The sequence below is a fragment of the Streptomyces sp. NBC_00454 genome (genome assembly GCF_041434015.1).
GTDB lineage: Bacteria > Actinomycetota > Actinomycetes > Streptomycetales > Streptomycetaceae > Streptomyces.
The window spans coordinates 3,940,421-3,955,135 of record NZ_CP107907.1 but is presented as its reverse complement, the minus strand read 5'-3'; the positions used below and the strand labels follow the sequence as shown (position 1 = coordinate 3,955,135).

At 71.2% G+C, this 14,715-nt stretch carries 12 protein-coding genes; 7 read left to right on the top strand and 5 right to left on the bottom strand.

What is annotated here, in order from left to right:
• Positions 1-15 precede the first annotated feature (15 nt).
• From OHU74_RS18375 to pdhA, 4 genes are all read right to left on the bottom strand, one after another.
• A complete protein-coding gene (locus OHU74_RS18375; RefSeq protein ID WP_371616902.1) occupies positions 16-324 on the bottom strand; it encodes a hypothetical protein in 309 nt (102 codons plus the stop codon).
• A gap of 186 nt (positions 325-510) precedes the next feature.
• Positions 511-1,938, bottom strand: a complete 1,428-nt coding sequence (locus tag OHU74_RS18370; protein ID WP_371619726.1) for a dihydrolipoamide acetyltransferase family protein — start codon at positions 1,936-1,938, stop codon at positions 511-513.
• A gap of 31 nt (positions 1,939-1,969) precedes the next feature.
• Entirely contained in the window at positions 1,970-2,950 is a 981-nt protein-coding gene (locus tag OHU74_RS18365) for an alpha-ketoacid dehydrogenase subunit beta (protein ID WP_371616901.1), read from the bottom strand.
• A 5-nt stretch (positions 2,951-2,955) separates the two neighbouring features.
• Positions 2,956-4,167 carry a pyruvate dehydrogenase (acetyl-transferring) E1 component subunit alpha gene (gene pdhA, locus OHU74_RS18360; RefSeq protein WP_371616900.1) on the bottom strand — a complete coding sequence of 404 codons (1,212 nt, stop codon included), beginning with the start codon at positions 4,165-4,167 and terminating at the stop codon, positions 2,956-2,958.
• 559 nt (positions 4,168-4,726) lie between these two features.
• On the opposite strand from pdhA, the gene OHU74_RS18355 reads away from it, so the two are divergent.
• Together OHU74_RS18355 and OHU74_RS18350 are read left to right on the top strand one after the other, a co-directional pair.
• Positions 4,727-5,398: a response regulator transcription factor gene (locus OHU74_RS18355; RefSeq protein WP_330297500.1), complete on the top strand. Its 672-nt coding sequence runs from the start codon at positions 4,727-4,729 to the stop codon at positions 5,396-5,398.
• Between the two features lie 152 nt (positions 5,399-5,550).
• Positions 5,551-5,967 (top strand): pyridoxamine 5'-phosphate oxidase family protein, encoded by a 417-nt coding sequence (locus tag OHU74_RS18350; RefSeq protein ID WP_214947271.1) that lies wholly within the window; start codon positions 5,551-5,553, stop codon positions 5,965-5,967.
• A 101-nt stretch (positions 5,968-6,068) separates the two neighbouring features.
• Here OHU74_RS18350 and OHU74_RS18345 read toward each other — a convergent pair whose 3' ends face one another.
• Positions 6,069-7,643 (bottom strand): protein kinase, encoded by a 1,575-nt coding sequence (locus OHU74_RS18345; RefSeq protein ID WP_371616899.1) that lies wholly within the window; start codon positions 7,641-7,643, stop codon positions 6,069-6,071.
• A 228-nt stretch (positions 7,644-7,871) separates the two neighbouring features.
• On the opposite strand from OHU74_RS18345, the gene OHU74_RS18340 reads away from it, so the two are divergent.
• The 5 genes from OHU74_RS18340 to OHU74_RS18320 all read left to right on the top strand — a co-directional run bounded on the left by OHU74_RS18340 (position 7,872) and on the right by OHU74_RS18320 (position 14,628).
• The gene (locus OHU74_RS18340) at positions 7,872-9,545 is read left to right on the top strand and encodes a protein kinase (RefSeq protein ID WP_371616898.1); all 1,674 of its coding nucleotides are present in this window, start codon (positions 7,872-7,874) and stop codon (positions 9,543-9,545) included.
• 90 nt (positions 9,546-9,635) lie between these two features.
• Positions 9,636-10,220 carry a hypothetical protein gene (locus tag OHU74_RS18335; RefSeq protein ID WP_371616897.1) on the top strand — a complete coding sequence of 195 codons (585 nt, stop codon included), beginning with the start codon at positions 9,636-9,638 and terminating at the stop codon, positions 10,218-10,220.
• 95 nt (positions 10,221-10,315) lie between these two features.
• A complete protein-coding gene (locus OHU74_RS18330; protein ID WP_371616896.1) occupies positions 10,316-11,029 on the top strand; it encodes a PadR family transcriptional regulator in 714 nt (237 codons plus the stop codon).
• 30 nt (positions 11,030-11,059) lie between these two features.
• On the top strand, positions 11,060-11,791 hold the full coding sequence (locus tag OHU74_RS18325; protein WP_371616895.1) for an ABC transporter ATP-binding protein: 732 nt from the start codon (positions 11,060-11,062) through the stop codon (positions 11,789-11,791).
• Positions 11,788-14,628 (top strand): FtsX-like permease family protein, encoded by a 2,841-nt coding sequence (locus tag OHU74_RS18320; RefSeq protein ID WP_371616894.1) that lies wholly within the window; start codon positions 11,788-11,790, stop codon positions 14,626-14,628. Before OHU74_RS18325 ends, OHU74_RS18320 begins: the two co-directional genes overlap by 4 nt.
• Positions 14,629-14,715: the final 87 nt, after the last annotated feature.

Genomic DNA, 14,715 nt, shown 5'->3' with positions numbered 1-14,715 from the left:
CAGGATCTCCGCAGGTCAGCGCCAGGTGATGAGGGAGCGAAGGGTTCCGGTTTCGAGGTCGAGGGTGCCCTGGAAATCGCCCGAGGAGCGGGTGGCGAGGACCAGCACGGGGCGGCCGTCGGGTCCGGGGAAGGAGTGGAAGAAGCCGAGCACGGCGGCCGGGTTGCTCATCAGCTCGCGCGGCGGGCGCACGCGGCAGCGCCGCGAGCCGTCGGAGTGGTAGACGACGGCGTTGTCGGCGCGGGTGAAGGGGCGGGTGTCCAGGGGCTCGATGACGAGAGTGAACGTTTCGCCGTCCTGGGTCCACGTCAGGGGATCACTCACGGGCGGACCGACAGGGAGATCGACAGCGAGATCGACGGGCAGATCGACGGGCAGATCGGCGGGCGGACCGACAGCCGCATCGACGGACTGCCCTGCCGGCTGCTCAGCGGGCTGGTCTTGGGGAACTGGCATATGGATTCCCTGGGGAACCGGCCTCCGGGGTCACCCGGAGGCCGGAGCGGGCCGTCAGGACCAGGTGATCAGGCGGCGGGGGTGTTCGAGCACGGCGGCGATGTCCGCGAGGAAGCGGGAGCCGAGTTCGCCGTCGATCAGGCGGTGGTCGAAGGACAGCGCCAGGGTGGTGACCTGACGGGCCTTGACCTTGCCCTTGTGCACCCACGGCTGGAGCTTGATCGCTCCGACCGCCAGGATCGCGGACTCGCCCGGGTTGAGGATGGGCGTGCCCGTGTCGACGCCGAAGACGCCGACGTTGGTGATGGTGATCGTGCCGTTCTGCATGTCCGCCGGGGAGGTCTTGCCCTCACGGGCCGTGGCGACCAGCGAGGACAGCGCCCCGGACAGCTCGGGCAGCGTCTTGGCGTGCGCGTCCTTGATGTTCGGGACGATCAGGCCGCGCGGGGTGGCCGCGGCGATGCCCAGGTTGACGTAGTGCTTGAGCACGATCTCCTGGGCCGCCTCGTCCCACGATGCATTGACCTCGGGATTGCGGCGGATGGCCACCAGGACGGCCTTGGCGATCAGGAGCAGCGGGTTGATCCGGAGCCCCGCGAGGTCCGGGTCCTCCTTGAGCTCCTGGACCAGCTTCATGGTGCGGGTCACGTCGAAGGTGATGAACTCGGTGACGTGCGGAGCGGTGAACGCCGACCCCACCATCGCCTGGGCGGTGACCTTGCGGACGCCCTTGACCGGGATACGGGTCTCCCGCGCGGGTCCCTCGGCGAGTGCCTCGGCCGGGGCCTGGACGGGGGCCGACGCCGGGGCGAGCACCTCGGCCGGAGCCACCGGGGCCGGAGCGACCGCCTGCGGAGCGATGGCCGCCGCTGCCGCCGCGTGGACGTCCTCGCGGGTCACGATCCCGCCGTCGCCGGTCGGGACCACGGCCGCCAGGTCGATGCCCAGGTCCTTGGCCAGCTTGCGCACGGGCGGCTTCGCCAGTGCCTTGGCCCCGGAGGCGGCGGTGCCGTTCTGCGCGGGGACCACCACGGCCGCCGGCCGGGCCGGGGCCGCCTGGGCACGGGTCGTCTGGGCGGCGGCCGTGCCGTTCTGCGCGGCCACGGCCGGCTCCGGCGCCGCCTTGCGCGGGCGACGCTTCGTAGAGGCCGTGGAGACCCCGTAGCCGACCAGGACGGCCTGGCGGGCCGGCGGGGCCTCGGGAGCCGCCTCGGCGACCACCGGGGCCGCGACGGCGGGAGCGACCGGAGCCTCGTCCGCCTCTGCGGTCTGGACCGAAATGATGACCTGGCCGACGTCGACCGTCACGCCCTCCTCGAAGAGGAGCGCGTGCACGACCCCGTCGAAGGGGATCGGCAGCTCGACGGCGGCCTTGGCCGTTTCGACCTCGCAGACGACCTGGCCGTCGGTGACGGTGTCACCGGGCTGGACAAACCACTTGAGGATCTCGGCCTCGGTGAGGCCCTCGCCCACATCGGGCATCTTGAATTCGCGGATCGTCACAGGGCTCTCCTCAGTACGCCAGCGAGCGGTCGACTGCGTCGAGCACCCTGTCCAGGCCCGGCAGGTACTCGTCCTCCAGGCGGGCCGGCGGATACGGGGCGTGGTAGCCGCCCACGCGCAGCACGGGCGCCTCCAGGTGGTAGAAGCACCGCTCCGTGATGCGAGCGGCGATCTCCGAACCCACACCGAGGAAGACCGGGGCCTCGTGCACGACCACCAGCCGGCGGGTGCGCTCCACCGAGGCCTGCAGACCGTCGAAGTCGATCGGGGACATCGAGCGCAGGTCCACGACCTCCACCGACTTCCCCTCCTCGGCCGCCGCGGCCGCAGCTTCCAGGCAGACCTTCACCATCGGCCCGTAGGCCGCCAGGGTCAGATCGGTGCCCGCGCGGGCCACCCGGGAGCCGTGCAGGGAGTCGGGGATCGCCTCGAAGTCGACCTCGCCCTTGTCCCAGTAGCGGCGCTTCGGCTCGAAGAAGATCACCGGGTCGTCGCTGAGGATGGCCTGCTGGAGCATCCAGTAGGCGTCGCTCGCGTTGGACGGCGAGACCACCTTGAGGCCCGGGACGTGCGCGAACAGCGTCTCCGGGGACTCCGAGTGGTGCTCGACCGCGCCGATGCCGCCCGCGTAGGGAATGCGGATGACGACCGGCATCTTGATCGTGCCGAGCGAGCGCGCGTGCATCTTCGCGAGCTGCGTGACGATCTGGTCGTAGGCGGGGAACACGAAACCGTCGAACTGGATCTCCACGACCGGCCGGTACCCGCGCAGGGCCAGTCCGATCGCGGTGCCGACGATGCCCGACTCCGCGAGCGGGGTGTCGATGACCCGCTCCTCGCCGAAGTCCTTCTGCAGTCCGTCGGTGATCCGGAAGACGCCGCCGAGCTTGCCGACGTCCTCACCCATGATCAGGACCTTCGGGTCCGTCTCCAGGGCCTTGCGCAGCGAGTCGTTGAGCGCCTTGGCGATGGTCAGCTTCTGTACGGCCATGACCTTCACTCCCCGCCTTCGAAGGACGCGAGGTAGGCGGCGAACTGCGCGCGCTCCTCGTCGACGAGCGCGTGCCCGTCCGCGTAGACGTTCTCGAAGATCGCCATGGTGTCCGGGTCGGGCATCGAGCGCACGACCTCGCGCACCCGCTTGCCCAGGATCTCGCTCTCGGCCTCCAGCTCCGCGAAGTACGCCTCGTCGGCGGCTCCGGTCGCCAGCAGGTGGGCCTTCAGGCGCAGGATCGGGTCCTTGGCCTCCCAGGCCGCCGTCTCCTCGTCGCGCCGGTACTTCGTCGGGTCGTCCGAGGTGGTGTGCGCGCCCATGCGGTACGTGAAGGCCTCGACCAGCGTCGGGCCCTCGCCGCGTCGGGCCCGCTCCAGCGCCCAGCGGGTCACCGCGAGGCAGGCCAGGACGTCGTTGCCGTCGACGCGGACGCCCGGGAAGCCGAAGCCCTTCGCGCGCTGGTAGAGCGGCACGCGCATCTGGCGCTCGGTCGGCTCGGAGATCGCCCACTGGTTGTTCTGGCAGAAGAACACCACGGGGGAGTTGTAGACGGCGGCGAAGGTGAAGGCCTCCGCCACGTCGCCCTGGCTGGACGCGCCGTCGCCGAAGTAGGCGACGACCGCCGAGTCGGCGCCGTCCTTGGCCACGCCCATCGCGTACCCGGTCGCGTGCAGCGTCTGGGAGCCGATGACGATCGTGTACAGGTGGAAGTTGTTGGTGGTCGGGTCCCAGCCACCGTGGTTCACACCGCGGAACATGCCGAGCAGGTTGGTCGGGTCGACCCCGCGGCACCAGGCCACGCCGTGCTCGCGGTACGTCGGGAAGACGTAGTCGTCGTCGCGCAGGGCCCGGCCGGAGCCGATCTGCGCGGCTTCCTGGCCGAGCAGCGAGGCCCACAGGCCCAGCTCGCCCTGGCGCTGGAGCGCCGTGGCCTCGCCGTCGAAGCGGCGGGTCATGACCATGTCGCGGTAGAGGCCGCGCAGGTCTTCGGTGGTGATGTCGGCGACGAAGGGGGCGAATTCCGCGATGTCGGGATGATCCGCGACCTCGACCCGTTCCCCTTCCGGCGTCAGCAGCTGTACGAGCTGGGGTGCGGCGTCATCATGCGTCTGCGCGGTGGCGGCGGCGGCCTTGGCGGCGCTTGCCGCGCCTGCCTGCCGCTTGGTGCCGCTGCTGCGGCGCGGCTTGCGCGCGGCAGTGCTCTCCACGGTCACGATTGCTCCTCCGTCGGTCCGGCACCCGGGTTCTCCGGGGACCAGTGCGGCTCACCTGCATCTCTGCCCGCGCACGGGGTGGGTGCGCTTCGGGTCTGGGATTCAGGCGTGACAGGTGCCCCGGCGAGTGCCCTGCGCAATGCACGTTACCCAGTGCGTCGCATAACTGCGAAACCCCGTTTGACCTGCGATTTTGCTTGGATTTCCAAGTAAATCGGCGGAAGCGGGAACAACCACTGGTCACAGCCTTGCAGGGGGCCGGAACAACGGCACGTTATCCCGGCCTTCAACTTCATGGAAGGGCTTGAATCCTGGGCCTTCCGGCGGTAACAGGGGCCCGGCGCACGCCCCTGTACCCACCCCGGGACCTGCTATGACACCCACAACGTTCCAGCTTGCTCCGATTGCATCCGTTCCGCCCTCAAAAGCGCCTCTTGGGTAACTTCGAGGCTAGGATGGAGCCGGATAAGGGGCCATCCCATTGCCGTAACCGGCTCTTTTCTGCTGAGTCGCCGCCGGCACGTGCCCGGGGGCGCACAACCACTCGGACGGGTAGTCGATGAGCGCACAAGACGGTCAGGCCAAGATCAAGGTTTTCCTTCTGGACGACCACGAAGTGGTGCGTCGGGGTGTGCACGAACTGCTGTCGATGGAAGACGACATCGACATCGTCGGTGAGGCCGGCACCGCTGCCGACGCACTGGTCCGCATCCCCGCGACCCGCCCCGACGTGGCCGTGCTCGACGTCCGGCTCCCCGACGGGAGCGGCGTGGAGGTCTGCCGCGAGGTGCGCTCGCAGAACGAGGACATCAAGTGCCTGATGCTCACCTCGTTCGCCGATGACGAAGCGCTGTTCGACGCGATCATGGCCGGCGCCTCGGGCTACGTGCTGAAGGCGATCCGCGGCAACGAGCTGCTCAACGCGGTACGGGACGTCGCGGCCGGCAAGTCCCTGCTGGACCCCGTCGCCACGGCCCGGGTGCTGGAGCGGCTGCGCGACGGCAAGAACGGCAAGGGCGACGACCGGCTCTCCAACCTCACCGAGCAGGAGCGCAAGATCCTCGACCTGATCGGCGAGGGCCTGACCAACCGCGTGATCGGCGAGCGGCTGCACCTGGCCGAGAAGACGATCAAGAACTACGTCTCCAGCCTGCTCTCCAAGCTGGGCATGGAGCGCCGCTCCCAGGCCGCCGCATACGTGGCCCGCCTGCAGGCCGAGCAGCGCAGGTAGACCGGTAGACCCGTAGATTTCGGTCACACACCGTAACGCCCCGTGGATGCACGATTCCACGGGGCGTTCTGTTTAATTCGGGACCAACGTCCTCGATGTGCGGGGCGGGCTCCTCTTTTCCGGCACGGTGTCGGTACCGGAAAGTGGGTGACATGTCCCCAGAGGAACTCCACGCCATCGAACTGCTGCGCCGGGTGCCGTACGGCCGAGTCGCCACCAGCATGCGCGCGCTGCCCTTCCTCGCCCTCGCCCGCCACATCGTGGTGAACGGCAAGGTCGTCCTGAGAATGCACGCCGGATTCGGATACCACCAAGCCTGCAACGGCAGCGTGGTCTCCTACGGCGCCGACAATTTCAACTCCCCGGACCCCCAGCTCTGGTCGGTGCAGTTCACCGGCACGGCGAACATCGTCGAACCCACCACCGCCGAACTGGAACTCTTCGGCCCGGGTCCGCACTTCGTCGACGGGGCCGTCTTCGACCCGGTCTACATGCGCATCGAACCCCAGCTCGTCACGGTGCACACCCTCGCGGGCAATCTCGACCGGCAGTACCAGCACGCACTCTGAGGGACCCGCAGGGACTTTGGTCCCGACGGCGAACGGCCCGGCGGCCGGTTGGATCCAACCGGCCGCCGGGCCGTTCGCGTTGCTCAGGGTTACCGGTCCGGCTACTGCTCCGGGTCGGGGTTCGGGGGCTCCGGCGTCGACTTCGACGGCGTGGGGATCGGCGGCTTCGTCAGCGTCTTCGACGGCGTGGGCGTCGGAGTCGGCGTCGGGGTGGGCGTCGGCGTCGGAGTCGGCGAATAGCTCGGGGTGAACTTGCTGCGGCTCGGCGACGGCGTGTTGTCGTACGAGCGCGAGCTCTCCTGCGACGGCCTGGATGGGGTGATCTCCTGGGACGGAGTGGTGCTCGGCGAACCGCTGGAGCTGTTGGACGTGAGCGGCGTGGTCGGCGTTTCGCCCTTGTCCTTGTTGCCGACGCCGTTCATCGCGTACGCCACGCCCGCCGCGACCGCGATCACGGCGAGGACCGCGAACAGCCACAGCTTCCAGCGGCCGCCGCCGGACCGGTCGTCGTAGCCGTCGTACCCGTCGTAGCCGCCGTGCCCGCCCGGACCGCCCTGGCCGCCGCCGCCCGGGAAGGCCGAGCCGTCGTCCGGGTTGAGCGGGGGCACCATCGGCTGCTGGAACTGCGAGGTCGAGGAGTGCGAGTTGTAGCGGGGCTGACCGCCGCTGCCCGGCATCGGCATCGCGGTGGTCTGCGAGGGACCGCGGCCGTGCGGCAGCGACATCGTGACCGGGCCGGTGTTCCAGGTGCCGGTGTTCGGCCCCTGGTCGTGCAGCATCTGGAGGGAGTACTGGACCAGCCCGCGCATCTCCTCGGCGCTCTGGAACCGGTCGTCCGGGTCCTTCGCGAGGGAACGCATGACGAGCCCGTCGAGCTCGTGCGGGATGTGGTGGCCCTCGGGCAGCTGGGACGGCGGGATCGGCGCGTCCTGCACGTGCTGGTAGACCACCGACAGCGGGGTCTCCCCGGTGAAGGGGGGCCGCAGCGCGAGGAGTTCGTAGAGCAGACAGCCCGTCGCGTACAGGTCGGAGCGGTGGTCCACGGCCTTGCCCAGGGCCTGTTCGGGCGACAGGTACTGCGGCGTGCCCATGACCATGCCGGTCTGGGTCATCGTCGACTGCGCGCCGTGCAGGGCGCGCGCGATGCCGAAGTCCATCACCTTGACCGCGCCGGCGTCCGTGATGATCACATTGGCGGGCTTGATGTCACGGTGCACGATGCCGTGCTGGTGCGAGTACGCGAGCGCTTCGAGCACGCCGGAGGTGATGATGAGCGCCTGCTCGGGGCCCGGGGCCTCGGCGCTGATCAGCAGCTCGCGGATGGTGCGGCCCTCGACCAGTTCCATGACGATGTAGGGGACGACGCTCGGGCCGACCCGGTCCTCGCCCGAGTCGTACACGGCGACGACGGCATGGTGGTTGAGGCCCGCGACCGACTGCGCCTCGCGCGTGAACCGGGCCTTGGACACCGGGTCCTCGGCGAGGTCGGGGCGCAGCAGTTTGACGGCCACGGTCCGGCCGAGCCGGACGTCCTCGGCGGCGAAGACCTCGGCCATGCCGCCGCGTCCCAGACGGTGGGTCAGCCGGTAACGGCCGTCTCCCACCAGGCCGCCCGCGCCCCAGTGCTCAGGACCGTCAGCCATCCCGGCGCCGCTTCCCTCGGGTTCGGGTGCCATCAGTCCTCGCCGTCGTCTGTCTCGGCCGCCGCTCAGCGGTAGGTCCTCATCGTCTGCTCCGATGAACGCTACAGCCTCGGAACCGGTCACCGTTCGGACAGGACACCCGGTGGCCTTGTGGTCACGGAACGGGAACCTGGCTTGACGTGTGCTTGCCCTCCGGCAGACTGAGCCCGACATGCGCTCAGCCAGAGGCGTAGGGACACATCCCGAGGGGAAGCAACAGTCATGAGCCAGGACGGCACTCAGGGCCAGTACGCGGGCGGCTCTTTGGCCGGTGGCCGTTACCAGCTACGGGATTTGCTCGGTGAGGGCGGCATGGCGTCCGTCTACCTCGCCTACGACTCCGCGCTCGACCGCCAGGTCGCCATCAAGACACTGCACAGCGAGCTCGGTCGGGAGGCGTCCTTCCGCGAGCGCTTCCGCCGCGAGGCCCAGGCTGTAGCGAAACTGTCGCACACCAACATCGTCTCGGTATTCGACACCGGCGAGGGCGTCGTCTCCTTCGCGGACCCCTCCGCGGCCGACGGCGGCGTCATGCCGTACATCGTCATGGAGTACGTCGAGGGGCAGCCTCTCGGCTCGGTCCTGGACGCGGACGTCCGGCAGTACGGGGCCATGCCGGCCGACAAGGCGCTGAAGGTGACGGCCGACGTGCTGGCGGCTCTGGAGAGCAGCCACGAGATGGGCCTGGTCCACCGCGACATCAAGCCGGGCAACGTCATGATGACGCGGCGCGGCGTGGTCAAGGTGATGGACTTCGGCATCGCGCGGGCCATGCAGTCGGGGGTCACCTCGATGACGCAGACCGGCATGGTCGTCGGCACCCCGCAGTACCTCTCCCCCGAGCAGGCGCTCGGCCGGGCCGTGGACGCCCGCTCCGACCTCTACTCGGTCGGCATCATGCTCTTCGAGCTGCTGACCGGGCGGGTCCCCTTCGTCGCGGACTCGGCGCTGGGCATGGCGTACGCGCACGTGCAGGAGGAGCCGGTCGCGCCCTCCTCCATCAACCGCTCGGTCACCCCGGCGATGGACGCGCTGGTGGCGCGGGCCCTGAAGAAGAACCCGAACGAGCGCTTCCCCACCGCCGCGGCCATGCTCGACGAGGTCGCGCGGGTGGCGGGCGCCGGGCACACCGGGGCTCCGGTCATCGTTCCCGGCTCGCACCCGACCAACAGCGGCGCCGGGCTCGGCTCGGCCGTGTTCCCGCCGGTGGACTCCGGTCTCCAGGCGCCGCCGCAGTCGGTGCAGCAGCCGTACCAGGTCCCGCAGACGCCGTCCCCTTACGCTCCGACCCCGGCGCCCGCGCCGGCCGCGTACGGGTACCCGCAGCAGCACGCCCAGCAGCAGTACCAGACCCCGGCGCCGGCCCACCAGGCGTTCGGGGCGCCGACCCCGGCGCCGTACGCGGCCGTGCCCCAGAGCGCTCAGACCTCCGCCGGCGGGAGCCCGGCGAAGAAGAACGTCCCGGTGATGTGGGGCGCCATCGCGGTGGCCCTGCTGGCCGTGGGCGGACTGGTCTACGGGCTGCTGCCGAGCGGCAAGGACGACAAGGCCGACCCGCCGGCCGGGCCTTCCTCCTCGGCCTCCGCCTCCGGCTCGGCGAAGGCCGGGCACAAGGGGCCCGACACCTCGCGCGTGATCGACGAGAAGAAGTGCAAGGAGCCCCAGAAGGACTTCAACGACGCGACCAAGGTGCAGGCGCCGGACTTCCGGTACATCAACGCCGTCTCGGTGAAGGCCTGCATCCGGGCCGCGGGCTGGAAGTACGAGGAGAAGCCGCGCGACGAGGCGGTCTACGGCGAGGCGACGGTCGTCGAGCAGTCGCCCGCCGGCGGAGCCAAGATCGACCCGAAGGACACCACCTTCACGCTGTACGTGTCCACGGGCAACCCGGAGTAGGACCGCCGGCGGAGCTGTTGGCCGCCGACGCGGCATCCCGTACGGCCCGTACGGGATGCCCCTTTTGTCCGTTTATGTAAATCTGAGTGCGTGACATACGCCCGCGCGCTGCGCTGGACCGCCGGGGCAGCGTTGGCGTCCGCCGCGCTGCTGGTCACGGCGGACGCGAATGCCGGGCCACCGCCCGCCGCGACCTCCCGCGCCCGGAACCCCGCGGCCGCGCCCGCGCCCGCCCGCCTCGCCCCGCCCGCCCTCCTCGCCGCGCCCGTCGCCTCGCCGAGCACCCCGCCGACCGCCGCGTCCGTCGCCTCGCCGAGCACCCCGCCGTCCGCCGCGTCCGCCGTCAGCGTGGCCGAGGCGCCGGACCAGGCCTTCGAGGAGCTCGCCGGAAGCGCCGCCGGGGCCGGGCGGGAACGGCCGGGGCTGCCGGTCACCGAGCCCGCCAATCCCGAGACCGTGCTGGCCGCGCGACCCGTCCCGGCCCGCCCGCGCACCGAGCCCGTCCGCCCGGCCCCCGAGGCTTCTTCCACCCCGGCTCCGATCAGCGCGCTCGGGAGCGAGCCGAACGAGCGGGCCGCCGATCTGGCCGCGCACATACTGCCCCTCGGAACCGGATTCGCCCTGATGGGACTGGGTTTCGGCTTCATGGGAATGCGGCTGCGCCGGGGGCGCTGACTCCCCCTCAAGACCCACGGATCCCCACCCTCCGCCTTGCGACGTAGCCCTCAGGGTGGTTGCGGTGATCGACATACTCGGTATACATACTGAGTATGTCGATCCGCCACGGCCTTCTCGCCCTGCTGGAACGGGGCCCCCGGTACGGCTCCCAGCTGCGCACCGAATTCGAGTCCCGCACCGGTTCCACCTGGCCCCTCAACGTCGGGCAGGTGTACACCACGCTCGCCCGCCTGGAGCGCGACGGCCTCGTCGCCCCCGGCGGCGAGGACACCGCCGGGCACACCTTGTACGCCATCACCGACACCGGACGCGCCGAACTGCGCGAGTGGTACGAACGCCCCGTGGACCGGGCCAACCCGCCCCGCGACGAGCTCGCCATCAAGCTCGCCATGGCCGTCGGCGCGCCCCACGTGGACATCCGCGCCGTCATCCAGGCCCAGCGGCACGCCACCGTCCAGGCCATGCAGGACTACACCCGGCTCAAGGCCCAGGCCCTGACCGCCATCGAGAGCGGGCGCACCGGCGAACGCGACGACATCGCCTGGCTCCTGGTGCTGGAACAGCTCATCTTCCAGACCGAGGCCGAGGCCCGCTGGCTCGACCACTGCGAGACCAGGCTCGTACGGCTCTGGGCGAGCGGGGAGCTCGCCAAGGCCGACCCGGACCAGGCCGACCCGGACCGGGCCGACCCGGACCAGGCCGGCCCGCGGACGGCCGGCGGGGAACCGCCCGGGGGGCCCACCGCCACCACGACCATCCCGACCACCGACCGGATGCCCCGTACCGCCCGCACGCGGCGGGGCTGACCACCGCTCATGTTCCAGGGGGGACCCTTCATGTCCGACCAGCCCGTACTGCAGCTGGACCAGCTCGTCCGCACGCACGGCAGCGGCGCCACCGAGGTGCACGCCCTGCGCGGAATCAACCTCTCCGTGTACCCCGGCGAACTCGTCGCCGTCATGGGACCCTCCGGGTCCGGCAAGTCCACGCTGCTCACCCTCGCCGGGGGCCTCGACACCCCCAGCAGCGGCCGGGTGATCGTCGAAGGCACCGACATCACCACCGCCGGCCGCAAGCAGCTGGCCGCGCTGCGCCGCCGCAGCATCGGGTACGTCTTCCAGGACTACAACCTGATCCCGGCCCTCACCGCGGCCGAGAACGTCGCGCTGCCGCGCGAGCTCGACGGGGTCTCCGCCCGCAAGGCCCGCGTCTCCGCGCTGGCCGCCCTGGAGGAGATGGGCCTGTCCCACCTCGCCGACCGGTTCCCCGACGAGATGTCCGGCGGCCAGCAGCAGCGCGTGGCCATCGCCCGCGCCCTCGTGGGCGACCGCCGCCTCGTCCTCGCCGACGAGCCGACCGGCGCCCTGGACTCGGAGACCGGGGAGTCCGTGCTCGCCCTGCTGCGCTCGCGCTGCGACGCCGGTGCGGCCGGGATCCTGGTGACGCACGAGCCGCGGTTCGCCGCGTGGGCCGACCGCGTGGTGTTCCTGCGCGACGGCAGCGTCGTCGACGAGACCCTGCGCAGCCACGCCGACTCCCTGCTCACCGGGCGGGTGGCCAACCAGTGATCTCCTCGTACCACTCCTGGATCGCAGCGATCCGGATAGCCCGCCGCGACGCCTGGCGCTCCAAGGGCCGCAGCGCCCTCGTCCTCGCCATGATCGCCCTGCCGATCGTCGGCGTCAGCGCCGCCGACCTCACCGTGCGCAGCTCCCAGCTCACCGCCGAGCAGCACGTGGACCGGCTGCTCGGCGCAGCCGACGCGAGGGTCGGCGACGCACACATGAACGGCCTTCCCCTCTACCAGTCGCCCGACGGGCAGAACTACGCCCCGGTCGGCGGGTACGACAAGCTCAACCAGAGCGGCGGCGTCAAAGAGACCGAGGAGACCCCGCCCGCGCTGCCGCCCGGCGCCGAGTCCACCCGCGACAGCACCGCCTACGCCAAGGTCCGCACCCGGTACGGGATCCTCTTCACCGAGCTGCGGGAGGTGGACACGGCCAGCCCGCTGACGAAGGGCCTGTGGAAGCTGGACCGCGGCCGGCTGCCGCGTGCGGCGGGCGAGATCATGGCCACCAACGCCTTCCTGGAGGAGTCCGGTTACTTCGTCGGCTCCACCGTGACCCCGCGCGATTCGGCGACCTCCTACAAGATCGTGGGAGCCTACGAGCTGCCCGACGCGCTCAAGCAGTCGCAGCTCATCGCCCCGCCCGGCAGTCTGTTCGCCCCGCTGGAGAAGGCCGGAGAGGCCTCCGGAGGCAGCGAACTGCGGACCCGGCACTCCTACCTGGTCAAGGTCGGCGGCGATGGTTTCACGTGGAACATCGTCAAGCAGGCCAACACCAAGGGCCTCCTCGTCGAGTCGCGCGCCGTCCTGCTCGACCCGCCCGCCGATGCCGACGTGCCGCTCTACCAGCAGGAACCCAAGAACAACTGGAACGGCGACGCGCTCCTGGGCAAGACCGAGCTCGCCATCCTGTCCACCGTCGTCGGCCTCGCCATGCTGGAGATCTGCCTGCTGGCCGGACCCGCCTTCGCGGTCGGTGCCCGGCGCTCGCGCCGCCAGCTCGGCCTCGTCGGCGCCAACGGCGGCGACCGGCGGCACATCCGGGCCATCGTGCTCTCCGGCGGCCTCGTCATCGGAGCCGCGGCCGCCGTCATCGGCACCGCCATCGGCCTGAGCCTCACCTTCGGGCTCCGGCCCGTCCTGGAGGAGCAGATCGGCAAGCGCTTCGGCGGCTTCGAGATCCGCCCGCTGGAGCTCCTCGCCATCGGCCTGCTCGCCGTCCTGACCGGGCTGCTGGCCGCCATCGTCCCGGCCGTCACCGCCTCCCGCCAGACCGTGCTCGCCTCCCTCACCGGCCGCCGCGGCGTGCGCCGGTCCAACCGGGTCCTGCCCGTCCTCGGCCTGATCGCCGTCGCGGGCGGCGCCGCCATCGCCCTGTACGGCACGGTCTCCGGGATGGGCTCCGTGGTCGTCGCGGGCGGCAGCGCCATCGCCGAGCTCGGCATCGTCGCCCTCACCCCCGCCCTCGTCGGCCTGTTCGGCCGGACCGGCCGCTGGCTTCCGCTGTCGCCCCGGCTCGCGCTGCGCGACGCCGTCCGCAACCGGGGGCGTACGGCACCGGCCGTGGCCGCCGTACTGGCCGCCGTCGCCGGAACCGTCGCCGTGGCCACCTACCAGCACAGCCACGAACTCCAGGCACGCTCCGAGTACGTCGCCCAACTGCCCTTCGGCACCGGCTTCCTGGAAACCCATGACACCTCCGCCTACCGGGACGTACCCGCCGTGCGCCTCGTGCTGGAGAAGGAACTCCGGCTGGGCGTACGGGCCGACGTGGACCGGATCGCCATCGGCAAGCCCGGCTGCTCCCCGTACTCCTTCAACCGGGGCTGCGGACGGGCCGAGATCATCATCCCGAAGGACCAGCGCTGCCCCCTCTACGCGACCAAGGAAGGCCCCGACGCCTTCACCGTGGAACAGCGCAAGGAGCTCAGCGCCGACTGGCGCTGCGCCCGGGAGACCATGGGCGTCCAGTACCCCCTGGTCGTCGCGGACGAGAAGCTCCTCTCCGTCCTGGCGGTCACCGACCCCGGCGCGGTGTCCGCGCTGAAGGCGGGCAAGGCCGTCTCCTTCTCCAGGCAGAACGTGAAGGACGACAAGGTCACCGTGCGGGTGATCACCTCCAACGAGACCCCGGACAGCGGCCTGGAGCCCGGTGAGGAACCGCCGGGCGAGGACAAGGTGTTCGCCGCCTATACGCTGCCCGATTCGGTGAAGGGCTACGGCCTGAAGCTGGTGCTGCCGCCTTCGGCGGCGAAGAACGCGGGCCTGGCCACCGCACCCTTCGGTTCGTACTTCAGCCTCGACGGCGGAGCGAGCTCCGAACAGCTGCAGCGGGTGGACGGGGCCATCGACAAGATCGGCGTGGACGCCTCGGTACGCGTCGAGAAGGGCTACCAGGGCAACGACAGCCTGATCATGCTCGCCCTGACCGTCTTCGCCGGTCTGGTCACCATCGGCGCGGCCGGCATCGCCACCGGGCTGGCCCAGGCGGACGCCGAAGCCGACCTCAAGACCCTGGCAGCGGTCGGCGCCCCGCCGAGGGTGCGGCGCACGCTCAGCGGCTTCCAGTGCGGGGTGGTCGCCCTGATGGGCGTGGTCCTCGGCTCGGCGGCCGGGATCCTGCCGGCGGTGGGCCTGCGGCTCACGGAGCGGCGGGCCGCGGCCGACATGGTCCGCAGCAGCATCGAGCACGGCTACGCGGAGACCGTGCCGTACATGCCCATCGCGGTGCCGTGGGCCACGCTGGCCGGCCTGCTGATCGCGGTCCCGGTGGGCGCGGCTCTGCTGGCGGCCCTGGTCACGCGGTCGAGCGGAGCGCTCGCCCGCCGCGAAGTCTGACCGCTGCCGGACGGCACCGCGGGTGCGACCGGCGGATGTTGGTGCCCCCGCACAGGGTGGATCACGCCTGTGCGGGGGCACACCGTG